The sequence below is a fragment of the Hydrogenophaga sp. BPS33 genome, from assembly GCF_009859475.1.
GTDB lineage: Bacteria > Pseudomonadota > Gammaproteobacteria > Burkholderiales > Burkholderiaceae_C > Hydrogenophaga.
On the sequence record NZ_CP044549.1, the window covers coordinates 2940358 to 2963798 of the forward strand.

Genomic DNA, 23441 nt, shown 5'->3' on the forward strand with positions numbered 1-23441 from the left:
CCCTCCCACGTTCAGGAGACCACCATGCGTTCCTTGCTCTTGTTCTTTCTCGGCGTGCCGATCCCCTTCATCATCCTGATCGCCCTGCTGTTCTGACGGCGCACGTCACACCGCCTTCGCGGTGGGCAGAGAAACCGGTGGTGTGCCCTGTTTGAACATCTTGGCCAACTGGTGGCGAAGTTCGGGAGAATCCTGGTGGCCGTGCACCGCCACAGCGTGCTGCACGGCCACCTCCAGAAGCTCCTTGGGCGTGTCCGCGCTGATCGCAACGCTGCAATGCGAGTCGCTGGGGAATTCGCGGCAATCGATGTATTGGCGCGTCATGGTGTGTCCTTTCGTGTCGTTCAGAGATGGCCTTCGCGCCCATGGCGTTGCTGCAGGTGAGTGCCTATACTGAGCAGGCTGCCGGCGCACGAAACGGTATGGTCCGACCAGCCGTGACCAGGCGCCAATACGCAGCAATGCGTATGCCCCCTCCAGACAGGTCGCGCGATGAACCATCTCACTCGCCATGACTACGCCGCCGCCTTGCGGCTGCTGGGGCGCATCGAGTCGCAGGCCGACGATGTCGAGGCATTCGCACGCGCCGCGGTGCTGGCACTGAACGGCTATGTGGCTTGCGAACGCACGACGCTGTCGGTCAGCATCGTGCAAACCCGCCACCGCCAGAGGGTGGGTGTGCGGCTGGGCGAGGATGAGCACGCCATGGTCGTGCCGCTGTGCGTGGATGGAAACTCCCTCGTGAGCCTGGTTCTGAGCCGCAGCAAGCAGGACTTTGCGCAGCGCGATCGCGAGCGGCTCGAACTGCTGCGGCCCCACCTGGCCTTCCTGTACGGCCACGCCTGTCGTGCCGCTGCGCGCGCGTCGGCAGGCGCTTCGGCAATGCCGCAGGCACCGCTGCTGCCCGAACCCGCGCTCAGCGCACTCACGCTGCGCGAGCGCGACGTGCTGCAGTGGCTGGCCTGTGGCAAGACCGATGCAGACATTGCCGCGCTGCTGTCCATCAGCCCGCGCACCGTGCACAAGCACCTGGAGCACATCTACGTGAAGCTCGGGGTGGAGACGCGCACCGCAGCGGTGATGCGAGTCATGGCGCCGCGTCCATAGAGCGGGTATACGGCTTCACTCCGCCCGAAGTCTCCCTACGAGCGGAGGGCGTCCGGACTCGGCGAAAATAGCGGGCTTGTTTGCTGGGCTTGAGCCCTCGGGCGCAGGAAGCCCTTATCGATGAACCCACACGAAGACCCACAGCCCGCGATAGCTTATTCGCCCTGGCGGCTTTCCGTCGCTCCGATGATGGATCGTTGCGAAAAGTCAACGCCTGTGCGGGTTCCTGCAGGGTCGTGTGCTATCTGTGTGCATTGACAGGAGGAAGCAGATTGAGCGTCGCCGCTTCAGGTGGCTAAAGTCTTAAGCCAGCCGACGACTTAGCGCAGGGCCGCCACTTGAACGGCACATAAATGCCGCTGCGGCGGATCCTCTGCTTATTTGATCAGCTTGCGCACGGCCGTAGAGCGCGGTGCATTTGGCAGTCGTCCATTCTTCGGCGAGAACCATTTACGAGTGTCATCGTCAAGTGACTTCTTTGCCTCAGCTAGAAAATCAGGATTCTCAAAGAGCGCTTGCAACTCAGCCACCATGCGCATCATGTTGGTGGTGGGCATGACGATCGTCGCAACAGGGCGGGGGTAGTCAGAGTCGTCGTCCTCTATCACTCCTAGCGTGATTTTGACGTTGTATGGGCCAGCCTGGATTCCGGCCGGCTGGTCAGCGTAGATCGATTGAATGCCGTCCATGGAGAACGGCGTCTGGCCGTCGTGGGCTTTCGTTTTCTTGGTAGCCATCAATATCACTCCATTCTGTTTCAAAAGGCATTGCACACTGTTCCGCCTCGCCTAAGCGTTCGCTTTCGTAGGCCAGCTGTGAGTAGGATACAAACTTGACACTCAGTGCACAGTCGAAGATCTTGGCGATCTTCGCTAGCGTTTCAAGGCTATGGTTCCCATAGCTTGGATCTTCCAGCCTGGACACGGCGGACTGTTGCGTACCAAGGAGCTTGGCAAGTTCGCGTTGGGACATTCCGCGGAACTCCCGATTTAGGCGAATCTGCCACGCAACGCCTTGTTCGATGGCCGCGTCCATGTACGCCTCACGATACTCTCTATCAACCCATTTTGGACGACTTGCCAAAGCAGGGCGAACGCGCCGATTCGGTTGATAGAAGTGGGTGTCAACAGACAGACTCGCCGTTGCAACTTGCGCAAAGACTTTCGAATGGGCCTGTTCGTCGAACGAAATCTTTGTCGCAAAAAGCCCTGTGTTCTTGTGCCAAGTTTTCGTAGTCGTTTGGGTGATAGACGTCGTCTTTTTCATAGCCATCCAAGGTCATAGCGAAGGCGTGATGCGCGCGGAAAAAGTGGCCAAAGACGCGCAGCTGCTGAGAACTGGAGTCCTTAAATCGTATCACATATGTGTGATCGCCAATCTTGCTGGCCGGATTCGGCTTGCTCCAGCGCTGCATTGGAAGGCAGCGTAGTTGGTCGAGGGCGCGATCAAAGTGCGCGCGTGTCTTTATTGCCCAGTGGCTTGACTCGATCCATCGAGAAATTACTCCACTATCGCGATCAAGTCGCTCATGGAAGTTCCATGGTCCCACAGGCGGTAGCGGCACAACCACTAATGGCCCTTGCGGGGCCTTTTTTTGTGCCTGTCTCTTTCGGTCTTTTTTTTCAGTCATCTTCAAGAATGGGGCGGCCGACGGTGCGCGCATTGTCACACGCAGGTCGGCGTCGCTTGTGTGCTTCAAATCACGGTGTGGGAACCATCGAGCGCCGCCGCAAGTTTTACAAGATGGCTCGGTGTGGGCCTCAATCTCTCGCTGGCCTACCTCGCAGCGATCGTCGAGCGGTCCGATAGGATGAGTGGCTTATCGCGCACCACACGCGCATTGCGCACTCACGATGCAGACCCTTCAAGCCTTCGCCCGACTCGTCGGCAGGCACACCCTCACCGCCTCGTCGCGCAGTGCGTCCATCGTCTGGAAACCCAGCACCTGCGCCATGCGGTCGAAGTCGTCTTTGCCGAATGACCTGAAGCCGTTGTGCGCGTGCTGGCGCCACTGCCGGCCCACCATGGGCACGTGAACCGGCCAGGTTGACCGGTTCGGATTGGTCCACGGCTTGGCGATGGCCAGGTCGAGCAGGAACTCGCAGCACTGGCCGGCCTTGCTCATCATGTCCAGCACCGGCATCACGACCTCGCGCCGGTAGAGCTTCACGCCGTGGACGTGCACGCCCTTGCAGACGTGGCTGACCGGATCGTAGCCACCGGCCCACACGTGCGGCCGCATTGGCCAGGGCTTCAGGTGCTCGTCGACCATCTGCTCGCCGGCCCACGCGAATGGCGCGGTGGGGTTGTCCTGCAGCGCCTGCAGCAGCGCGGCATAGGTGCCCGGCATGATGCGGTCGTCTGGGTCCGCACTGCTCACGAAGGGCGCACTGCCTGCAGAAAAGCCCGCCACGCGCGACGCGGCCAGGTCGCCATCAATTCCAGGCATCCAGTGCTGATTGACGGGCTCACGGTCCAGATCACTTCGCAGCTCGGCAACCCATCGGGCATCGAAGCGCGGCAGCGTGAGAACGTGGCAGTCGATCAGGTGGTGTCCCACACTTTTCCTTCGTTGCACGAAAAGGGGTGCAATTCGAGGTTGCACCCCTACGCCCATCGCTTAGGCCCGAGCGGTGCACGTGAGATGGGGCGCGGTTTCCAAAAAAGGCTCTTCCGCCAATGGCGGATGTCCCCCCGGGTTCACTGCGCCGACTCCCGCCGGTGGATGTTGCAGAGCCAGCCGAGGCAGAGACGCTTGCAGCCAGGTGCATGGCAGAGGTAGATCGAGGCCTTGCCCATCAGTGCAACGCCCCGGCGTGGCGTGCCACAAAGGCTTCTATGCTGGCTCGCACAGTCTCGGAAGCCATCGTGGCTTCGAGATAGACATCGACCATGTCGGCGGGAACGCTGCCCGCGCGCACGCCGTCGGCCACTTGGCGCGCAATGTCCTCGCGGAAATGCTCAACGACGGAGGCCCGCAGCTCGGTCAGTTGCTCTGCGTCCATCATCATCGTGCGTCCTTTCCGCGTTTCACCGCTAGCGTCCATGCCTGGCCATCGCCGGGCCGGCTGGCTGTCCGATAGTTGCAATGCCAGAGACTTCCTTCATGTGTGACAAACATGCCCTTGCCGTAGACCTTGCCGCTTTCGTGCGGACCGTCGTACTGCACCGGGTTGGCTTCAAGAGTGGCCAGGCGCTTCTCCAGCGGCTCAACCACCTCCCGAATAAGGTCGCCCATTGCGGCGCCGAAAACTTCCGGATCGATGTTCATGCCGCCCCTTTCAGGCCCAAGCGCTGCAGGATGCCGGGTCGTTGTTGTTCGGTCTTGAGCTTTGCGACTTCGCGCTCCAGTTCGGCAATGCGCTCCTTAAGCGGCGCCAGCTGAATCTCGACGAACTTTGGAATTGCGTTCGGGTTGTCCATCAGCCCACCTCCACCACGGTGTCGCCCTGGGCGATGCGGAACATGCGCTCCACGGCGATCGCCTTCGAGTTCGTTTGAAACAGCGAGACCTGCGTCGCCGGGGATGTGGGCGAGTCGGCCACGCTGAGCGAGGTCTGGGACGCGCGGCGCACTTCCAGGCCATAGTCGACGATCGCAATGCGCGAAGCCGGAATGACACGCAGCTCAGGCACCGCAGTGCCGAAGTCCTCGACGGCCACCACATGCACGCCGGGCGTGAACTCACCGCCGTTGATGGACATGCGGCCGTCGGATGCCAGGGCCAGCTCGCGGGTCACGCTGGGCTTGGCGGCCACCACGTACACGTCGGAGTCGGGCGCGATGGCCAGGCCGGCTGCAAGGTCGCCGGTGGCAGTGCCCGTGCTGGCGATGTTGGTGGTCTGCGTCAAGGCCTGCAGGATGGCCAGGTTCATGGCCCGCAGGACGGAGGTGCGCAGCTCGGCCTCGAAGATGGCGTCACCGCCGATCATCCGCTCCAGTTCGGCGGTGTACATGGTCAATGCCACTGCTTTCACGCGATCGGTGTCGAGGTTCGTGAAGTTGAGTTTGGACACCAGCTTGGGCGCCCCCTCGGAAACGTTCGACGCGAAGCCCCCAGACGCCAGCAGCACATGCTGGATCTTGTCGGGAATCGATCGGCCGTTGGCCAGCACCAGGTCAAGGACGCTGCCCGGGGCGATGCTGGCCAGGTAGCCGGCGGCCATTTCGCGGCCTTCGGCAGAGTCCCAGCCGCCCGTGGTGCTCGCGGTGGCGGCTTTCACGAAACCCAGGATCCGATTTGTCGGCAGGTCGCTCAGCGCTTTGAACACAGCCTCGTCATTGCTGTACGCGCCGATGGCGCTGGCCACGCGCAGGAACTCGCGCTGCGCCCACCCGTCGGCGCTGCGATCCTGCCGTGCTTGAAGGTCTATCAGTTGTTCAGGTGTCATGTGGAAAATCCGTGACGGTTGCGATGCCATCAGTGTGTTTCGCAGGCCGCCCGCAATCAATGCAATGCGATGACGTTTGATGACGCTCGATGCATCAATGTCCGCGCCGGCTTTCAAGCCAGGTTGCGAGGTCGATGATTCGGACCGTGCGCTGGTGGCCACCACCGCCGAGCTTGTAGGTGGCCGGACCCTTGCCCTGGGTAATCAGGTTGCGCAGAGAGCCCTCACCCATGCCGATCAAGCCGGCCGCGTCGCGCAGGCCCACGCGCAAGTCGCCGGAAAGCCACAGGCCTTGCTCGCGAGCCGCGCCGAGCAGCACCTGGGCCGTGCTTTGAATCTGGTTGTTCATTTTGATTTCGGCTGTTAACAGCGGGTTGTTAACGAATTCAAACGGGGTCGATCGGTCTGGAAGCCGCGTGCACGCTGGGTTTCAGGGCTTTTTGATTTCGGCATTTGCTGATTAACAAATTCAAAAAGGGGAAAATTTTCTGCGCGTGAGATGGGGCGCGGTTTCCGCCCCGAGGGCTGGCCCACTTTTGGACCTACCCCCCGGGGGGGGGTGCACAGATTCGTGCACCGGATGGTCTTTGGACACCGCGCCTCCAGTCTTTTATTCACACCGTCAAGTTAGAAAAACGGTTTTTTGACACTGCCCGGCCTTCGAAAATGGGCTCCCTACGCCCGTGCGGCGTGCTGCCGCGAGGGTCAACTTTTGAATTGCGGATGTGCGAAAAGACGGTGGGGCGCGGTGTCCGCCAGTAACCGTTACCAGCTTGTCATGGCCCCCCCGATGTTGGCCATCCCGGCTCATGGCGTGCTCTCTTCCGATATGCACTTCGCGCCGTCTTCTGTGTGCGCTCTAACCCCCATACCCCCTACGCAGGTGGGCGCGGTGGGCGCACCCCCTGCGCCATGCGCGCCATCCTCTTGGGTGGGCGCGGTGGGCGCGGTGGGCGCAGACAATCCAGCGAAGGCATGACCCGTTGGCGTGACCATCCACCGCTGGCGTTCCTTCCGGTCCGCACTGCGGTAGTCCAGCACCTCAAGCCAGCCGGCGCGCTGGCACTGGTTCACGATGCGGCGGGTGTCGTCCGAGCGCAGCTTCAATGCGAGGAATGCAGGCTCGCTCTTGAGAAGAGAATGGACGTTGTTGCGCGCGAACGTGGCCGGGCTGGCGTACTGCTCTCGGCTCTCGAACTCAATCAGCAGGCGCAGCACGGCAGCGGCCTTTTCGTCGTTGATCCTGCTCTCCATGCGCGTTGTGAAGGCAGACGGCCCGGCTTGGTTGGCCAGCTCAGGAAGACCACCGTCTGGCCAGTGCAGGGACAGGGGTTCCTGCAGCTTTCCCAGGTTGCTCTTCTGATGCTCAAGGGTCAGGCTTCCATCCTCGGCACGGCTCAAGAACAGCCGACTGCGTGCGGAGTTGTGCCAGGCTGTCGAGCCCGAATAGCCCTCGGACCCTTCACCCTTGCGCGCGCGGCTCGTGCTTTTGTCCACGTGGGCCAGCAGCAGAACAGCCGCATTGGTGTCGCGGGCGATCTCGACCAGGCTGCGCATGAACGCGCGCACCTGCCGGCGCTGGATCTCATCGCCGCCGAATGCATCCGATGCGTTGTCGACCACCACCAGGCCGGCGCCCACCGACTGCACCAGGTCGCGCATCTCGGAAAACGTCGCTGTGGTCTCGCCCGGCCCGCGCGTCTCGGCGGTGAACAGCTCGGGGTACTCCGTGCCATCAACGATGTGCAGGCGGCCGTCGAGCAGCGCCGGGTTGACTCCCCAGCATCGGCAGACATGGGCCAGGCGGTGGCGCACGATGCCGGGGCCGTCTTCCAGGCTCACGAATACTGCGGGGCCAGGCTCTACCGCAATGTCGAACAGCGGCCGGCTGGTGGCAGCGGCCACCCCCAGCATGAGCGCGAGCGTAGATTTCCCCGTGCCTCCGTGGGCGCTCAGCAATGACACTGTGCTGCGCGGCAGCAGGCCATGCCAAAGGAAGGCGGGCGGCGGCGATGGGTGGGTGAAGACATCGGCGACGCTCACGGGCTTGAGTCGAGGCGCGCGCTCGACAGTCTCAGCCGGCCAGTCCATAGCGTCCATCAGAACCTCTTGCATCAGCGCTTGCTCGCGTTTCATGCAGCCACCTCGCACAGCGCGTCGTTCAGGTCGTTGGCGGCCTGCCGGGTGACGCGGACGGCAGCACCAGCAGCGGACCAGCGGCTGGCGCAGGCACGGGCTGCGGCGTGGCCTGCCGGGTCGTTGTCGGCCGCGATCACAAGAACCTCCACACCGGCCAACACGGGCATCTCAGCGAGGTTTCCGGCATCGATGCATGCCCACACCGGCTGGTAGGCGTGCGCGAGGCTAAGGGCGGTCTCTGTGCCCTCAGCAATGGCGAGGCCATGGGTGACGTACTCATCGGGCCAGAGGCGGATCACGCCGCCCTGTTTGCGGTGGTTGCCCAGCAGCATGCGCGGCGGGTCGAGTTGAGCTTTGCCCGTGGGCGTGATCCAGGTGCGGTGCAGCGTCAATGGGGCGCCCGTCTTTGCGTCGGTCACCAGGCCCACCAGGGCGGGGCCGCTGGTGCCGCTCGGCTTGTGTGGCAGGGCCGGGTGGAAGCGCAGATCGCCGGGCGGGACCACGCAGCGGCGGTGTACCAAGTACTGCTCGCCCATGGTGCCGATCAGCGGCTGGCATGCGGCCCACAACGCGCGGCCGTAGTCGCTCAGGGTCTCATGCTTCGCCGGGTTGGGCTTCACCAGTGCCGGCGCGCGGCGCATCGCGCTGGTGTCGTCGCGCAGCGTCTCCGTGAAGCTGCATCGGAAACAGTGCGCAACGCCCTTTCCCGCGTCGATCGTGATCCCCAGCGTCTTGTCGCGCTTGCCACGGCTGCACGCGGGGCACGCTGTGCGGTGCTCGCCGTCGGCGAAGTCGAGCCAGGCGATCATGCAGCGCCCACCTGTTCCGCAAAGGCCTGCACGTCTTCCAGTGCTGCGCAGTACTTCGTCAAGTTCCATTTGCAAACGAAGAACCCGCCAACGGCCAGGGGATGCACCTGGAAGCCCTTGAGTGCGAGTTGAGCGGTAAGGGTGGCCTGGTACTTGCCGGAGTCAACCGGATCGATAGGAGTGCCGGTGCTCACAGCATCCCCTTCGCTGGCAGCGCTGCCCGTTCGCGGGTCAACGAGTCGAGGTACTTGGCGACGGCCTTGCGCGGATAGAGGAATCTGCGGCCGAGTCGCACATAGGCAGGGCCGGTGCCGCGCTTGCGCCATGCCTCCACGGTTCCTGGGGTTGCATTGGCCAGGAGGGTGAAGTCCTCCTCGGTCAGAAAGTCGAGCTTGTCGGCCATTTGCCGAATTCGCTCATGCTCTGCGGTATCGCTCATGGTGTCCATCCTTTTGCCAGCGCATTCACCGGCTGTTGTGATGGACAGAGAATTCCAGCGAGAGCGGAATTAACCGGGTTTCTTGTTTTTGGCTTGGTAGTTCCGGACGGTGCGGGAAGTGATGCCGTGTTTCTCCGCCGCGGCGACTTGAGGTGCAGGGTGCCATGCCTGCTCGAGCGCGCTTTGAGAGCGCAGCACGGCGGTCGGCTCGGCTTTCGTTGGCCGGCCGCCGCCATGGTTTGCGAGGAGTCGGCGCAGGGGCTCCACCAAGTCGCCCAGGCCATACCCGGGGACAAACTCTGCCAAGGTTTCGCGCATCAGGAACACGAACTCGCTCAGCACCGGCGACGCGCTCAGCTCAGGCGACATGTGCGCCTGTGTGAGAGCCTCCTCCAGGCGCTTGAGCGCTGTGGCGTCAGGATGGCGCTGGATGTCGTGCATCAGCTCGACGCGCGCTTCGGGCGTCATTCCGCTCATGTACGCGCCCAGCGCTTCCTTTGCCTTGGACACGGGCATAGGCGTTGCGTCGCGGGGGCCGGCGCCTTTTGCCTTTTTGGGGGTCTTCTTCGAGCTCATTGGAGTGCCACGCCCGAAGGCGCGGCTGTGGATCAGGGGAAATACCCTGTGGTGAGATGCACTGCATACGCTGCGGGCGTGCGCCGCCGCACTCGCTTGAGTACGCGCCTAGCAATCGAAACCCGGGCGAGCGGGCGAGAGAGGCGTTCTCCGATCAGCGTGCCACCTTCCTCAAGCCGGCGGTCTTGAACCACGTAGAAAGCCGTGCTCTGTGTGCATTCAGCCATGGCTCACCTCCTTACCTGCGCCGGCGAAGGCCCGGCCATAGTTCCAACAATCGTGATTGCCAATGATTGCGCCGCCAGGGCGCGCCGCGTTGTCTGCCATACCGCCGATGTACGTGGCAAGCATTTTCCCGGCGTCGATCAGGTTTGTGACCTGATGGTCTTCAGCCTCGATCGCCTCAATCAACACGTTTCTGAGCGTATCGCAGCAGCCGGCGATCCTCTCAAGAACTATTCGGTACTGCTCGGGAGTGAGCGCATTTGAATGCTTTGCGAGATCTGCAGGGGTGGCGGGGATAGACTTCAAAGTAGCCATGATGTGCGGTCCTTTCAGGTGTTGCACGTTGTGGTTAGGGGCCGGCTGGCGTTAGAGCGCCTTCTGGTCCCGCTTTTTCCCCTTGCTTGTCGGCGCAGGGGTTGCCGTTTTCTGAATCGCCGCGTGCACGTCCTCGGGCTTGATGTCGGTGTACCTGCGCAACATGGCCCAGGTCTTGTGCCCGGTGAGCAGCGCCACGCGCGGGATGTCCAGGCCCATGCGGAAGAACTGCGCCGTGGCTCGGTGCCGCAGGTCGTGGAATGTGAGGTCGAGGATTGGCGGCGTGACGTCCTGGCACGCACGCGTGAAGGCAGTCGAAACCGACGCGGCGCGCACGCCGAACACATTCCCCTCTGTCCTGTCCTTGATCAACGGCTCGACGATCGCCCAGGCATCAGGGAGGAGGGGAACGGTCTGGTGATTGCCGGCCTTGTTTCTTGGATCCTTGCGATCGCGGATCACCGCAGTCTTGCGCGCGCTGTCGACGTCTTCCACCTGCAGCCCGCATATCTCACCCTGACGCATGCCGGTGGCCAGCGCGAAGCGGCAGAGCAGGGGCATGTCGATGCGCTGGCGTGGTCGAGCGGCCCAATGGGCATACAGGCGTGCCAGTTCGTCGTCTGAGGGCTCGCGCTCGCGTTCCTTGCTGCGGGTGTTCAGGCCGCGATGCTTGAGGCTCTCGCGGGCCTCCAGTGCCAGCGCCTCCGGAATGTCGAGCTTGCGGGCGTGCCGGCCCCACTTGAGCACGGCAGAGAGAAACGACAGGTCTGCCGCGATAGTCACGCCGCCGGCGCCGGCCTTGAGCCTGGCGTCGATGAAATCGCGCAATACCACGGCGTTGAGGCTGGCCAGTTTGATCGCGCCAAGATCACGCCGAAACATGGCCAAGGTGGCCGCCTTGGTCTTGCCAGGCTCACGCCCATGGGTCTCGGTGTACTTGTCGATCAGGTCCGCGAGGGTGGCACCCTTGGGGATGGGCGCGAAGCCGGAGGCAGCTACATGCCCGAGCTGCGACTCCACCGCCATGGCCCAGTCCTTGGCCTCGCGCTTGGTGGTGAAGCTGGCGGCTCGATACAGCCCACCGCGCCTTACTTGCGCGCGCCACTTGCCAGAGGGTAACTGCGAAAATGTCGGCATTCGTGTGCAACCTGTGTACGTCCAATCGTGCTCACATGCTACACCTGTCATTCACCTTTTGTGCACTTCGTGTGCACTGATTACTGCACACGACCGATAAAAGGTCAAAATGCATCTGAAAAAATGCAATTAAATCAACAACTTAGCCCATGGCGGCTTTCCGTCGCGCCGATGATGGATTGGACGGACCGGCATTGCCGTTACTTGCACCGTTTGCTGTCCAAGCACACCTTGCTCTACACCGAGATGGTGACCACGGGCGCGCTCACCCACGGCAGCGTGCAGCGGCACCTGCGCTTCAACGCCGAGGAGCATCCTGTGGCCCTGCAATTGGGCGGCAGCGATCCCGCGGACCTGGCACATGCAGCGCGCCTGGGCGAGCAGTGGGGTTACGACGAAATCAACCTGAACTGCGGCTGCCCGAGCGACCGCGTGCAGCGCGGCGCGTTCGGCGCCTGCCTGATGGCCGAACCGCAGACCGTGGCCGATGGCGTCAAGGCGATGCGCGATGCGGTGTCGATCCCGGTGACCGTGAAGCACCGCGTGGGCATTGACCGCGTGGAGAGCTACGACTTCGTGCGCGATTTCGTGGGCACGGTGGCCGAGGCCGGCTGCGAGGTGTTCCTGGTGCATGCGCGAAATGCGTGGCTCGATGGCCTCTCACCCAAGGAGAACCGCGAGATCCCGCCGCTGCGCTACGAGCTCGCGCACCGGCTCAAGCGCGACTTTGCGCAACTCACTTTCAGCATCAATGGTGGGTTCACCACCAACGCGCAGATCGCCGAGCACCTGGCGCATGTGGACGGCGTGATGGTGGGCCGCGAGGCGTACCACAACCCCTGGGTGCTCACCACCTGGGACGCAGCCTTCTTCGGCGCGGCGCCGTCGACCGTGACACGCGAGGAAGTGGAAGACCAGATGGTGCGCTACATGGAGCGCGCCTTCCTGGAAGACGGCTGCCCTTGGTACGCGATTGCCCGGCACATGCTGGGCCTGCGGCATGGCCTGCGCGGTGCGCGCCGCTGGCGCCAGATCTGGAGCGACCACCGCTTGAAGCCCCTGCCGCCGCGCGAGGTCTGGCGCATGGCGCAGGAACATGTGGGCCTGGAGGCCGAGCACCCACTCGACGCCTGAACGCAGCGGCCCGCACAGCGGCGGAGCGTGGGCTCCAACAGCTCAAGCAGCGGCTTCCAGCCCGCCCTGAAAATGCTCGCGCATGCGTTGCACCGTGAGCGCCGCATCGCGCTGGAGCAAGGCCTCCACCACGGCGCGGTGTTCGGCCAGGGATTCCTCCACACGCCCGCTCTTGAGCAAGGAGTTGTGCCGGTTGAGCTTCATGACCTTGCGCAGGTCGGCCACCATCTGTTCGCGCCAGCGGTTGCGCGCCAGTTCGAGCACGCGCATGTGGAATTGCTCGTTGAGCGCGAAGAAACGGTCGCGGTCGCCCACGGCCGCTTCCAGTTCGTGGTGCAGCGTCTGCAGGCTGGCGAGTTCATCGTCGCTGGCGCGCTCGGCCACCACGCCAGCGGCATCCGATTCGAGCAGGGAGAGCAGGTGGTAGACGTCGGCCAGGTCTTTCTCGGACACTTCGGTGACGTAGGCACCGCGCCGCATCTTCATCGTCACCAGGCCCTCGGCGGCCAGCACCTTGAGCGCCTCGCGCAGGGGCGTGCGGCTGATGCCGTATTCCTCGGCAATCTTGAGTTCGTCGATCCAGCTGCCGGGCTCGAGCTCGCGCCGGAAGATGCGCTGGCGCAGCAGCTCAGCAACTTCTTCGTAGAGGGCGCGGGGGGCGAGGGACTGGACGGTCATGGAGGGCGGCAACGATCCGTGGGATGGGCGGGGGCCAGATTGTAGGCGCAAAGGAATATTCTGCATCAATAATTATGAATGATGTAAACTTCGGCCGGTCCGATCCAGCCCCGCTACCGAGTCACTCCCATGAGCGCCAAACAGCCCGAATTCGCCCCTGCCACCCTTGAAGCCTGGGCCCAGGCCGCCCGCAAATCCGCTCCTGGCGGCGATGTATCGGCGCTGGACTGGATCACGCCCGACGGCATCCGCGTCAAGCCGCTGTACACCGCCGAGGACACGGCAGGGTTGCCGCACACCAACACCTTGCCGGGTTTTGCGCCCTTCATCCGCGGCCCGCAGGCCACCATGTACGCGGTGCGTCCGTGGACCATCCGCCAGTACGCGGGCTTCTCCACCGCCGAGGAGTCCAACGCCTTCTACCGCAAGGCCTTGGCCGCAGGCGGGCAGGGCGTGTCGGTGGCGTTCGACCTGGCCACGCACCGCGGTTACGACAGCGACCACCCGCGCGTGACAGGCGACGTGGGCAAGGCGGGTGTGGCGATCGACAGTGTGGAGGACATGAAGATCCTGTTCGACCAGATCCCGCTGGACAAGGTGAGCGTGTCCATGACCATGAACGGCGCGGTGCTGCCGGTGCTCGCGGGCTACGTGGTGGCGGCCGAAGAGCAGGGTGTGGGGCAGGACAAGTTGAGCGGCACGATCCAGAACGACATCCTCAAGGAGTTCATGGTTCGCAACACCTACATCTTCCCGCCCGAGCCGTCGATGAAGATCATCGGCGACATCATCGAGTACACGGCCAAGCACATGCCGAAGTTCAACTCGATCTCGATTTCGGGCTACCACATGCAGGAAGCCGGCGCGAACCAGGCGCTCGAACTCGCGTTCACGCTGGCCGACGGCAAGGAATACGTGAAGACCGCCATCGCCAAGGGCATGGACGTGGACGACTTCGCCGGCCGCCTCTCGTTCTTCTGGGCGATCGGTATGAACTTCTATCTGGAGATCGCCAAGATGCGCGCGGCGCGCCTGCTGTGGACGCGCATCATGACGGGCTTCAACGCCAAGAACCCCAAGAGCCTGATGCTGCGCACGCACAGCCAGACCTCGGGTTGGTCGCTCACCGAGCAGGACCCTTACAACAACGTGGTGCGCACGACGATCGAAGCCATGGCCGCGGTGTTTGGTGGCACGCAGTCGCTGCACACGAATGCGCTGGACGAAGCCATCGCGCTGCCTACCGAGTTCAGCGCGCGCGTCGCGCGCAACACGCAACTGATCATCCAGGAAGAGACCCACATCACCAATGTGGTCGATCCCTGGGCCGGCAGCTACATGATGGAGAGCCTCACGCAGGAGATGGCCGACAAGGCTTGGGCCATCATCGAAGAGGTCGAAGCCATGGGCGGTATGACCAAGGCGGTGGACAGCGGCTGGGCCAAGCTCAAGATCGAGGCCGCCGCCGCCGAGAAGCAGGCGCGCATCGACTCCGGCAAGGACGTGATCGTGGGCGTGAACAAGTACAAGCTCGCCAAGGAAGACCCGGTCGATATTCTGGAGATCGACAACGTGAAGGTGCGCGAAGGCCAGATCGCGCGCCTGCAGCAGATCAAGGCCACGCGGGATGGCACGAAGGTGCAGGCCGCGCTCGATGCGCTCACCGCTGCGGCCGAGAGTGGTGAGGGCAATTTGCTCGATCTGTCGATCCAGGCGGTGCGCTTGCGTGCCACGGTGGGCGAAGTGAGCGATGCCCTGGAAAAGGTTTACGGGCGCCACCGCGCCGATACGCAAAAGGTGACCGGTGTGTACGCTGCTGCCTACGATTCCGCTGAGGGCTGGGAAGCCTTGCAGAAAGAGATCAACGCCTTCGCCGAAGACCAGGGCCGGCGCCCGCGCGTGATGATCAGCAAGCTCGGCCAGGACGGGCACGACCGCGGCGCCAAGGTGGTGGCCACGGCCTTTGCCGACCTGGGCTTCGACGTCGACATGGGTCCGCTGTTCCAGACGCCCGAAGAATGTGCGCGCCAGGCGATCGAGAACGACGTGCACGCGGTGGGTGTTTCCACGCTCGCGGCCGGCCACAAGACGCTGGTGCCGGCCATCATTGCCGAGCTGCGCAAGCAAGGCGCGGACGACATCATCGTGTTCGTGGGCGGGGTGATCCCGCGCCAGGACTACGAGTTCCTCTACGAAGCCGGTGTGAAGGGTATCTACGGTCCGGGCACCCCGATCCCCGCCAGCGCGAAGGACGTGCTGGAGCAGATCAAGAAGGCGCAGAAGGTCTGAGTGTGATACCGTATTACGGTATTTGATCTGGAGCTTGTCATGGCTGTGTCTGTGCGGATGGACCCGTTGTTGGAGAAGGAACTGGAATTGGCTGCGCGCCGACAAGGCGTGACGAAGTCCCAGTTCATCGTGGATGCGGTGGAGCGTGCGCTCGGCCGCAAGAACCCTTATGAGCTTCTGGTCGCGTTGAAAGCCGAAGAGTCCCGGCCGGAATACAAGGTTGTGAGCAAGGCCTTCAAAGGCGTGGAACAGGCTTACGAATCCGAGGCGTCGCGCGCTGCCATCGTGAAGAAACTCAAGGCCAAGCATGGCGGCCGTGCTGGTTGACGCGGGCCCGATGGTGGCGATCTTCGGTGCCAGGCAGCCTCGCGCCAAACACTACCTGGAGCTGTTCAAGCGCGCGGCCGAGATGCGCTGCTCGCTGTCCACCACCTGGCCCTGCGTGGTCGAGGCCAGCTACCTGCTCGCGCCGCCGCAGCGCTACACCTTCTTGCGCTGGGTGGGCGCTGGCGCGCTGGCGGTGTTTCCCTTCCAGCAGGAAATGCTGGAGGAGTTCGTGGCGCTCATGCAACGCTACACGCAGACGCCACGCACCGAGATGGACCTGGCCGATGCGTCGCTGCTCTGGCTGGCATCGGACACGGGCGTGACCACCATCATGACCACCGATGTGCGCGACTTTTCCCGCTACCGGCTGGCCGACGGACGAGGCTTCGACATCCTGTGACGCCAATTCCCTCCCCATTGCACGAGCGCGTGCAGACCATCGTGGACGGCGCGGCGCTGGCCCAGCGCCGCGCCATGGCCAAAGCCATCACGCTGCTCGAATCCACCCGCGCTGACCACCGCGCGCAAGGCGATGAGTTGCTCACCGCCTTGCTGCCCCACACGGGCCACGCGCTGCGCCTGGGCATCAGCGGCGTGCCGGGCGTGGGCAAGAGCACCTTCATCGAAGCGCTGGGCCTGTACCTCATTGGCAAGGGGCACCGCGTGGCGGTGCTCACCATCGATCCTTCGTCCACGGTCTCCGGTGGCTCGATCCTGGGCGACAAGACGCGCATGGAAAAGCTCTCGGTGCACGAGCAGGCCTACATCCGTCCCAGCCCGAGCAGTGGCACGCTGGGCGGCGTGGCCGAGAAGACGCGCGAGGCCATGCTGGTGTGCGAGGCCGCCGGCTACGACATCGTGATCGTCGAAACCGTGGGCGTGGGCCAGAGCGAGACCGCGGTCAGCGGCATGACCGACATGTTCGTGTTGCTGCAACTGCCCAATGCGGGCGACGACCTGCAGGCGATCAAGAAGGGCGTGATGGAGTTGGCCGACCTGGTGGTGATCAACAAGGCCGACATCGACCCCGATGCGGCCACGCGCGCCCGCGCGCAGATCACCTCTTCGTTGCGCCTGCTGGGGTTGCACGGCCATCCCGAGCACGCCCACCACGACGAGAACCTCTGGCATCCGCAGGTGATCCAGCTCAGCGCGCTGCTCGGCCGTGGTGTGGACGCGTTCTGGGCCGAGGTCTCGCGGTACCGAACGCTGCAGACCGCCAACGGCCACCTGGCCCAGCGCCGGCAACAGCAAGCCCGCGCCTGGATGTGGGAGCGCATCGACGCGGGACTCAAACAACGCTTTCGCGCACACCCGAAGGTGCGCGCCGAGCTCGACGAGATTTCTCACCGTGTGCTCGCGGGCGAGCTGCCACCGTCCACCGCTGCACGCCAGCTGCTCGACCTTTTTGACTGATCCAACGTTTCAGACCGACGGTTTTTTTCTGGAGAAATTCCATGCAGGACATCCTTGAACAACTCGAACGCAAGCGCGCCGCCGCGCGACTGGGCGGCGGCGAGAAGCGCATTGCCGCGCAACACGCCAAAGGCAAGCTGAGCGCGCGCGAGCGGCTGGAGGTGCTGCTCGATGAGGGCACCTTCGAAGAGTGGGACATGTTCGTCGAGCACCGCTGCACCGACTTCGGCATGGCCGACAACAAGATCCCGGGCGATGGCGTGGTCACCGGCTACGGCATGATCAACGGCCGCCTGGTGTTCGTCTTCAGCCAGGACTTCACGGTCTTTGGCGGCGCGTTGTCGGAGGCGCATGCCGAAAAAATTTGCAAGGTGATGGACCAGGCCATGAAGGTCGGCGCCCCGGTGATCGGCCTGAACGACTCGGGCGGCGCGCGCATCCAGGAAGGCGTGGCCTCGCTCGGCGGCTATGCCGACGTGTTCCAGCGCAACGTGATGGCCAGCGGCGTGGTGCCGCAGATCAGCATGATCATGGGCCCCTCGGCCGGTGGCGCGGTGTACTCGCCTGCCATGACCGACTTCATCTTCATGGTGAAGGATTCCAGTTACATGTTCGTCACCGGCCCTGAGGTGGTGAAGACGGTGACGCACGAGGAAGTGACCTCCGAGGAGCTCGGTGGCGCCATCACCCACACCACCAAGAGCGGCGTGGCCGATCTGGCGTTCGAGAACGACGTGGAAGCCCTGCTCATGCTGCGCCGGCTCTACAACTACCTGCCGCTCAACAACCGCGAGAAGGCGCCGGTGCGCCCCAGCGGAGACCCGAGCGACCGCGCAGAGTCCAGCCTGGACACGCTGGTGCCGGAGAATCCGAACAAGCCGTACGACATGAAGGAACTCATCGTCAAGACGGTGGACGATGGCGACTTCTTCGAGCTGCAGCCCGAGTACGCGAAGAACATCTTGATCGGCTTTGCGCGCATGGACGGCCAGACCGTGGGCATCGTGGCCAACCAGCCGCTGGTGCTGGCTGGTTGCCTGGACATCAAGAGCTCCATCAAGGCCGCGCGCTTCGTGCGCTTCTGCGACGCCTTCAACATTCCCGTGATCACCTTCGTGGACGTGCCCGGTTTCATGCCCGGCACCTCGCAGGAGTACGGCGGCATCATCAAGCACGGTGCGAAGCTGCTCTACGCATACGCCGAATGCACGGTGCCCAAGATCACCGTGATCACGCGCAAGGCCTATGGCGGCGCCTACGACGTGATGGCCTCCAAGCACCTGCGCGGCGACGTGAACTTCGCCTGGCCCCATGCCGAGATCGCGGTGATGGGTGCCAAGGGCGCGGTGGAGATCATCTTCCGCGAAGAGAAGAAGGACCCGGCCAAGCTGGCCCAACGCGAGGCCGAATACAAGGCCCGTTTCGCCAACCCCTTCGTGGCCGGCGCGCGCGGTTTTATCGACGACGTGATCCTGCCGCACGAAACGCGCAAACGCATCTGCCGCTCGCTGGTGATGCTCAAGGACAAGAAGCTCGAAAACCCGTGGCGCAAGCACGGCAACATCCCGCTTTGAGCCACAAGGAGAAGAACAAGATGTTTACCAAAATTCTGATTGCCAACCGCGGCGAGATCGCCTGCCGCGTGATCGCCACGGCCAAGAAAATGGGCATCGCCACGGTGGCGGTGTACTCCGAGGCCGACAAGGAAGCGCGCCACGTGCAACTGGCCGACGAAGCCGTGTTGCTCGGCCCCGCGCCCTCGCGCGAGTCGTACCTGGTGGCCGACAAGATCATCGAAGCTGCCAAGAAGACCGGTGCGCAGGCCATCCACCCGGGCTACGGCTTCCTCTCCGAGAACGAAGCCTTCGCCAAACGCGTGGAAGACGAGGGCATGGCTTTCATCGGCCCGCGCCACTTCAGCATCGCGGCCATGGGCGACAAGATCGCCTCCAAGAAGCTGGCCAACGAGGCCAAGGTCAACACCATTCCGGGCTGGAACGACGCTATTGAATCCGCCGAGCGCGCGGTGGAAATCGCGAAGGACATCGGCTATCCGGTGATGATCAAGGCCAGCGCCGGCGGCGGCGGCAAGGGCCTGCGTGTGGCCTACAACGACAAGGAAGCTCTCGAAGGTTTCACCGCGTGTCAAAACGAGGCGCGCAACAGCTTTGGCGACGACCGCATCTTCATCGAGAAGTTTGTGCAGGAGCCGCGCCACATCGAGATTCAGGTGCTGGGCGACTCGCACGGCAATGTGATTTACCTGAACGAGCGCGAGTGCTCCATCCAGCGCCGGCACCAGAAGGTGATCGAGGAAGCGCCGTCGCCTTTTATTTCGGAGGCGACGCGAAAGGCCATGGGCGAGCAGGCCGTGGCCCTGGCCAAGGCCGTGAAGTACCAGAGCGCGGGCACGGTGGAATTCGTGGTCGGCAAGGACCAGGACTTCTACTTCCTGGAAATGAACACCCGCCTTCAGGTGGAGCACCCGGTGACGGAATGCATCACCGGCCTGGACCTGGTGGAACTGATGATCCGCGTCGCGGCGGGCGAGAAGCTGCCGTTGGCGCAGGCCGACGTGAAGCGCGACGGCTGGGCCATCGAGTGCCGCATCAACGCCGAAGACCCGTTCCGCAACTTCCTGCCGAGCACCGGCCGGCTGGTGCGTTTCGCGCCACCCGCGCAAACCATGTTCCAGGCCAACACCGCCGACCGGCTCGGTGTGCGCGTGGACACCGGTGTGCAGGACGGTGGCGAGATCCCGATGTTCTACGACTCGATGATCGCCAAGCTCATCGTGCACGGCAAGGACCGGGCAGACGCGATCGCCAAGATGCGCGAAGCGCTCAATGGCTTTGTCATCCGCGGCATCAGCAGCAACATCCCGTTCCAGGCTGCGCTGCTGGCGCACCCGAAGTTTGTCGCCGGGGACTTCAATACCGGCTTCATCGCCGAACACTACGGCCAGGGCTTCCGCGCCGAAGATGTGCCGCACAGCGACCCGGACTTCCTGGTGGCACTGGCGGCCTTCGTGCGGCGCAAGTCGCGCGAGCGCGCTGCCGGCCTCTCGGGCCAGCTGCCGGGTTATGGCGTCAAGGTCGGGCACGACTACAGCGTCATCGTGCTCAGCACCACGGGCGAACACACGTACAAGGCGGTGCACGTCGACGAGGTAGTGGGCCAACTCGGCTCGGCCATGGTTTTGGTCGATGGCAAGCGGTACGCCATGTCCAGCCCGTCGCGTCTGAACGACATTTGCGTGATCGGCACCTGCAATGGCCAACCCTATACGGCCCAGATCGAGCGCGGCACGCCACGCAACCCGCTGGCCCTGGTGGTGCAGCACAACGGCACGCGCATCGAAACCATGGTGGTGTCGCCACGCATGGCCGAATTGCATGCCCTCATGCCGTTCAAGGCGCCGGCCGACATGAGCAAATACGTGCTCTCGCCCATGCCCGGTTTGTTGGTGGAGGTGGCGGTGCAGCCCGGCCAGAAGGTGCAGGCGGGCGAACGCGTGGCCGTGATCGAGGCCATGAAGATGGAGAACGTGCTGTTCGCCGCTGCCGATGGCGTGGTGGCCAAGGTGTTGGCCCACAAGGGAGAGTCGCTGGTGGTGGACCAGCCCATCGTCGAGTTCGGCTGATTCAACGGAGTTCATTGACACATGCTTTCTTCTCGTCCCTTCAAAGTGCTGGGCATCCAGCAGATCGCCATCGGCGGGCCCGACAAGCAGCGCCTGCAGAAACTCTGGGTCGACATGCTCGGCCTGGAGGTCACCGGCACTTTCCGCAGCGAACGCGAGAATGTCGACGAGGACATCTGTGCCATGGGCAGTGGTCCCTTCAAGGTCGAGGTCGACCTGATGCAGCCGTTGGACCCCGAGAAGAAACCGGCGGTGCACACCACGCCGCTCAACCACGTGGGCCTGTGGATCGACGATCTGCCCCAGGCGGTGGCGTGGCTGAGCGCGCAGGGTGTTCGCTTCGCGCCTGGCGGCATTCGCAAGGGCGCGGCGGGTTTTGACATCACCTTTCTGCACCCCAAGGGCAACGAGGAGTTCCCGATTGCGGGGGAGGGCGTGCTGATCGAACTGGTGCAGGCGCCCGCCGAAGTGGTGGACGCGTTCGCGCGCCTGGCCGGCCCGGCCACCGCATCCTGACGCCGCCGGTCGGAAACCGGCTTTGACGGGGAGAGCAGGGGCTTTTCCCGATCAAGCGCCCGCGTGGGCTTGCCGATAGCCTGACATCCCCGTTCAGGAAAGCGGTACGGCCATGTCCAGAATTCATCCCCTGTCGCCTGGCATCTGGCTGATGCGGCGGCTGCGCTTGCGCGCCAAATTGTGGCTGTTGAGCGCTACTTGCGTGCTACCGCCGCTGGCCTTGTGGCTGCTGACGGACCGCGCTGGCTCGGTGGCGGTGGTCGGCCTCGTTTTGCAGGCCTATTTCATGCTGGCCTTCTATGTCAGCTTCCAGCGCGACTTTCACCAGGTGCTGGAAGCGACGGCGCAAACCGCCTCGGGCAACCTGCGCTCGACGGTGGTGACACAGGGCCACGACGAACTGGCCGATCTGGCGCGCCTGCTCAACCGCACCACCAGCCAGCTCTCGGCCATGGTGGCCGAGGTGCGCAGCCATTCGGCGCTGGTGGCGCATGCCGGCAAAAGCCTGGCAGCGGGCAACCGCGATCTGGCCGAGCGCACCGAGCAACAGGCGGCCAACCTGGAGCAGACCGCAGCCAGCGTGCAGGAACTCTCCGGCACGGTGCAACAGAACGCCCGCACCGCGGGAGACGCCGATCAGCAGGCCGCACAGGTGCGCGACGTGGCCGAAACGGGCGCGCAGTCCATGGCCGGGGCGGTGGCGTCGGTGGATCGGATACAGAAGAGCGCCCAGCAGATGAGCGAAATCATCGGCGTGATCGATGGTCTGGCCTTTCAAACCAACATCCTGGCGCTCAACGCGGCCGTGGAAGCGGCGCGGGCGGGTGAGCAAGGCAGAGGCTTTGCCGTGGTGGCCAGTGAGGTGCGCAGCCTGGCACAGCGCTCGGCCGCCTCCGCCAAAGAGATACGCGTGCTCATCGAGGCGTCGCGCAGCCAGGTGGAAGCCGGTGTGTCGCAGATCCGCGCGGCAGGCGGTGGCATTGGCCAGATCGCCGCGGGTGTGCGCGGCGTGGCCGCCAACATGTCCTTGATCTCGGCGTCCAGCGCGGAGCAGAGCACGGGCCTGAGCGAGATTTCCTCGGCGGTCTCGCAGCTCGACCAGATCACCCAGCGCAACGCGCAGATGGTGGAGCGTGCGGTGACGCAGGCGGACCAGCTTGAACAGCGCGCGGCGCACCTGTCGCGCGCGGTGTCGTCCTTCATGCTGCAGCAAGGCACGGCCGAAGAGGCCATGCAACTGGTGGGACGGGCGCAGGCGCAACGCAGCCGGGGAGGGCGCGAGGGCTTCGCGCGCGCCTTGAGCGAGCCTTCGAATGGTTTCCACGACCGCGACATGTACGTGTTCGCGCTCGACCGCGCGGGCATCTACCGCGCCTTCGGCGGCAAGCCGGAGAAGGTGGGCAGCCGGGTGCAGGACATTGCGGGGGTTGACGGCAACGCCTTGCTCGGCGCCATCGTGGCGCAGGCCGAGGTGGGCGAAGGCTGGGTCGAGTACGACATTGCCAACCCGGTGACGGGCGCCATCCAGGGCAAGATGTCCTACGTGGCGAAGGTCGACGACTTGTACGTGGGCTGCGGCGTGTACAAGACTGCCGCACACGCCCCGGCCTGAGTCTCAGCCGCCAGGCGGAACGCGCTTGGCACGCGAGCGGGCCAGCGCGGCCTCGATCACCGCGCGCTTCTTGTCCAGCACCGCCTCGTCGGTGATCTGCGAGTGGGCCGCGAGATCGGCGAGTTTCTCGCGCGCCTGCGCCTCCATGCGTGCTTCGTGTTCTCGTTTTTCTCGTGCCAGGCGTTCCTGCCGTTGCTGGTATCGCTCGCGCCCTTGTCGGGCCTGCTCGGCGCTCCAGGCCTGCCAGCCGGTGCGCTCGCCGCTGACGATCTCCAGCGAAATGCAATCGACCGGGCATACCGGCAGACACAACTCGCACCCCGTGCAATAGGGCTCGACCACGGTGTGCATGCGCTTGTGGATACCGACGATCGCATCGGTGGGGCAGGCCTGTATGCACAGCGTGCAGCCGATGCACCAGTTCTCGTCGATGACGGCGATGGTGAGCGGGCCCTCGATGCCGCAGCTGGGGGCCAGCGGCTGCACCGGCAGGCCGGTGATGGCCGCCAGGCGTTCGATGCCTTCAGCGCCCCCGGGCGGGCATTGGTGGATGCCGGCGTCACCGGCGGCGATGGCTTGCGCGTAGCGGGCGCAGTCGGGATAGCCGCAGCGCGTGCACTGCGTCTGGGGCAGGGCGGCGTCGATGCGCTGGGCGAGTTCGTTCATGCGGCGAATATACCGGCGCTGC

Annotated in this window: 29 protein-coding genes; 10 read left to right on the forward strand and 19 right to left on the reverse strand. The window is 64.2% G+C overall.

The features are described 5' to 3' along the window. Positions 1 to 105 precede the first annotated feature (105 nt). Entirely contained in the window at positions 106 to 324 is a 219-nt protein-coding gene (locus tag F9K07_RS13690; RefSeq protein WP_159593954.1) for a DUF1059 domain-containing protein, read from the reverse strand. Positions 325 to 492: 168 nt separating this feature from the next. Here F9K07_RS13690 and F9K07_RS32275 point away from each other — a divergent pair, with 168 nt between their 5' ends. Further along, positions 493 to 1107: a helix-turn-helix transcriptional regulator gene (locus F9K07_RS32275; protein WP_442907427.1), complete on the forward strand. Its 615-nt coding sequence runs from the start codon at positions 493 to 495 to the stop codon at positions 1105 to 1107. 377 nt (positions 1108 to 1484) lie between these two features. Here F9K07_RS32275 and F9K07_RS13700 read toward each other — a convergent pair whose 3' ends face one another. The 16 genes from F9K07_RS13700 to F9K07_RS13770 form a co-directional block, all read right to left on the reverse strand. Then, positions 1485 to 1844 (reverse strand): hypothetical protein, encoded by a 360-nt coding sequence (locus F9K07_RS13700; protein ID WP_201451617.1) that lies wholly within the window; start codon positions 1842 to 1844, stop codon positions 1485 to 1487. Beyond that, complete coding sequence (locus tag F9K07_RS32280) at positions 1768 to 2142, reverse strand: helix-turn-helix domain-containing protein (RefSeq protein ID WP_159596928.1); 375 nt, start codon at positions 2140 to 2142, stop codon at positions 1768 to 1770. The genes F9K07_RS13700 and F9K07_RS32280 overlap by 77 nt, the downstream gene beginning before the upstream one ends. An 88-nt stretch (positions 2143 to 2230) precedes the next feature. Then, a complete protein-coding gene (locus F9K07_RS31855; protein ID WP_236581957.1) occupies positions 2231 to 2737 on the reverse strand; it encodes a hypothetical protein in 507 nt (168 codons plus the stop codon). 234 nt (positions 2738 to 2971) lie between these two features. After that, positions 2972 to 3667: a hypothetical protein gene (locus F9K07_RS13710; protein WP_159593958.1), complete on the reverse strand. Its 696-nt coding sequence runs from the start codon at positions 3665 to 3667 to the stop codon at positions 2972 to 2974. Positions 3668 to 3905: 238 nt separating this feature from the next. Continuing rightward, positions 3906 to 4118, reverse strand: a complete 213-nt coding sequence (locus F9K07_RS13715) for a hypothetical protein (protein WP_159593960.1) — start codon at positions 4116 to 4118, stop codon at positions 3906 to 3908. Beyond that, positions 4115 to 4378, reverse strand: coding sequence for a hypothetical protein (locus F9K07_RS31580; RefSeq protein WP_201451553.1), 264 nt, complete (start codon positions 4376 to 4378; stop codon positions 4115 to 4117). The genes F9K07_RS13715 and F9K07_RS31580 overlap by 4 nt, the downstream gene beginning before the upstream one ends. Then, on the reverse strand, positions 4375 to 4530 hold the full coding sequence (locus tag F9K07_RS13725; protein ID WP_159593962.1) for a hypothetical protein: 156 nt from the start codon (positions 4528 to 4530) through the stop codon (positions 4375 to 4377). The genes F9K07_RS31580 and F9K07_RS13725 overlap by 4 nt, the downstream gene beginning before the upstream one ends. Then, positions 4530 to 5498: a hypothetical protein gene (locus tag F9K07_RS13730; RefSeq protein WP_159593964.1), complete on the reverse strand. Its 969-nt coding sequence runs from the start codon at positions 5496 to 5498 to the stop codon at positions 4530 to 4532. The genes F9K07_RS13725 and F9K07_RS13730 overlap by 1 nt, the downstream gene beginning before the upstream one ends. Before the next feature lie 94 nt (positions 5499 to 5592). Beyond that, positions 5593 to 5847 carry a hypothetical protein gene (locus F9K07_RS13735; protein WP_159593966.1) on the reverse strand — a complete coding sequence of 85 codons (255 nt, stop codon included), beginning with the start codon at positions 5845 to 5847 and terminating at the stop codon, positions 5593 to 5595. Positions 5848 to 6305: 458 nt separating this feature from the next. Continuing rightward, complete coding sequence (locus F9K07_RS13740; protein WP_159593968.1) at positions 6306 to 7634, reverse strand: AAA family ATPase; 1329 nt, start codon at positions 7632 to 7634, stop codon at positions 6306 to 6308. Then, positions 7631 to 8446: a DUF7146 domain-containing protein gene (locus tag F9K07_RS13745; protein WP_159593970.1), complete on the reverse strand. Its 816-nt coding sequence runs from the start codon at positions 8444 to 8446 to the stop codon at positions 7631 to 7633. Before F9K07_RS13745 ends, F9K07_RS13740 begins: the two co-directional genes overlap by 4 nt. Further along, a complete protein-coding gene (locus tag F9K07_RS13750) occupies positions 8443 to 8640 on the reverse strand; it encodes a hypothetical protein (protein WP_159593971.1) in 198 nt (65 codons plus the stop codon). Before F9K07_RS13750 ends, F9K07_RS13745 begins: the two co-directional genes overlap by 4 nt. Then, positions 8637 to 8885, reverse strand: a complete 249-nt coding sequence (locus tag F9K07_RS13755) for a helix-turn-helix transcriptional regulator (protein WP_159593972.1) — start codon at positions 8883 to 8885, stop codon at positions 8637 to 8639. The genes F9K07_RS13750 and F9K07_RS13755 overlap by 4 nt, the downstream gene beginning before the upstream one ends. A 69-nt stretch (positions 8886 to 8954) precedes the next feature. Then, a complete protein-coding gene (locus F9K07_RS13760; protein ID WP_159593973.1) occupies positions 8955 to 9461 on the reverse strand; it encodes a hypothetical protein in 507 nt (168 codons plus the stop codon). A 219-nt stretch (positions 9462 to 9680) separates the two neighbouring features. Next, a complete protein-coding gene (locus F9K07_RS13765; protein WP_159593974.1) occupies positions 9681 to 10001 on the reverse strand; it encodes a hypothetical protein in 321 nt (106 codons plus the stop codon). Between the two features lie 51 nt (positions 10002 to 10052). Then, positions 10053 to 11138, reverse strand: coding sequence for a tyrosine-type recombinase/integrase (locus F9K07_RS13770; RefSeq protein ID WP_159593975.1), 1086 nt, complete (start codon positions 11136 to 11138; stop codon positions 10053 to 10055). Positions 11139 to 11261: 123 nt separating this feature from the next. Here F9K07_RS13770 and dusA point away from each other — a divergent pair, with 123 nt between their 5' ends. Beyond that, positions 11262 to 12272, forward strand: coding sequence for a tRNA dihydrouridine(20/20a) synthase DusA (dusA, locus tag F9K07_RS13775; RefSeq protein WP_159593976.1), 1011 nt, complete (start codon positions 11262 to 11264; stop codon positions 12270 to 12272). A 42-nt stretch (positions 12273 to 12314) separates the two neighbouring features. Here dusA and F9K07_RS13780 read toward each other — a convergent pair whose 3' ends face one another. Beyond that, the gene (locus F9K07_RS13780) at positions 12315 to 12950 is read right to left on the reverse strand and encodes a GntR family transcriptional regulator (RefSeq protein ID WP_159593977.1); all 636 of its coding nucleotides are present in this window, start codon (positions 12948 to 12950) and stop codon (positions 12315 to 12317) included. A 129-nt stretch (positions 12951 to 13079) separates the two neighbouring features. Between F9K07_RS13780 and scpA the strand changes: the two genes are divergently transcribed. The 8 genes from scpA (at position 13080) to F9K07_RS13820 (ending at position 22753) form a co-directional block, all read left to right on the forward strand. Next, positions 13080 to 15239, forward strand: a complete 2160-nt coding sequence (gene scpA / locus F9K07_RS13785) for a methylmalonyl-CoA mutase (protein ID WP_159593978.1) — start codon at positions 13080 to 13082, stop codon at positions 15237 to 15239. Positions 15240 to 15308: 69 nt separating this feature from the next. Then, the gene (locus F9K07_RS13790; protein ID WP_159593979.1) at positions 15309 to 15566 is read left to right on the forward strand and encodes a hypothetical protein; all 258 of its coding nucleotides are present in this window, start codon (positions 15309 to 15311) and stop codon (positions 15564 to 15566) included. Further along, positions 15547 to 15966 carry a type II toxin-antitoxin system VapC family toxin gene (locus F9K07_RS13795; protein ID WP_236581959.1) on the forward strand — a complete coding sequence of 140 codons (420 nt, stop codon included), beginning with the start codon at positions 15547 to 15549 and terminating at the stop codon, positions 15964 to 15966. The genes F9K07_RS13790 and F9K07_RS13795 overlap by 20 nt, the downstream gene beginning before the upstream one ends. A gap of 5 nt (positions 15967 to 15971) precedes the next feature. Further along, complete coding sequence (gene meaB, locus F9K07_RS13800) at positions 15972 to 16982, forward strand: methylmalonyl Co-A mutase-associated GTPase MeaB (RefSeq protein ID WP_159596930.1); 1011 nt, start codon at positions 15972 to 15974, stop codon at positions 16980 to 16982. A gap of 41 nt (positions 16983 to 17023) precedes the next feature. Further along, entirely contained in the window at positions 17024 to 18556 is a 1533-nt protein-coding gene (locus tag F9K07_RS13805) for an acyl-CoA carboxylase subunit beta (protein ID WP_159593981.1), read from the forward strand. Positions 18557 to 18576: 20 nt separating this feature from the next. Then, positions 18577 to 20625, forward strand: a complete 2049-nt coding sequence (locus F9K07_RS13810; RefSeq protein WP_159593982.1) for an acetyl-CoA carboxylase biotin carboxylase subunit — start codon at positions 18577 to 18579, stop codon at positions 20623 to 20625. Positions 20626 to 20646: 21 nt separating this feature from the next. After that, positions 20647 to 21141 carry a VOC family protein gene (locus F9K07_RS13815; RefSeq protein WP_159593983.1) on the forward strand — a complete coding sequence of 165 codons (495 nt, stop codon included), beginning with the start codon at positions 20647 to 20649 and terminating at the stop codon, positions 21139 to 21141. A 112-nt stretch (positions 21142 to 21253) separates the two neighbouring features. Beyond that, positions 21254 to 22753 carry a methyl-accepting chemotaxis protein gene (locus tag F9K07_RS13820; protein ID WP_159593984.1) on the forward strand — a complete coding sequence of 500 codons (1500 nt, stop codon included), beginning with the start codon at positions 21254 to 21256 and terminating at the stop codon, positions 22751 to 22753. A 3-nt stretch (positions 22754 to 22756) separates the two neighbouring features. On the opposite strand, the gene rsxB is transcribed toward F9K07_RS13820, so the two are convergent. Beyond that, entirely contained in the window at positions 22757 to 23419 is a 663-nt protein-coding gene (gene rsxB, locus F9K07_RS13825) for an electron transport complex subunit RsxB (RefSeq protein ID WP_159593985.1), read from the reverse strand. Positions 23420 to 23441 lie beyond the last annotated feature (22 nt).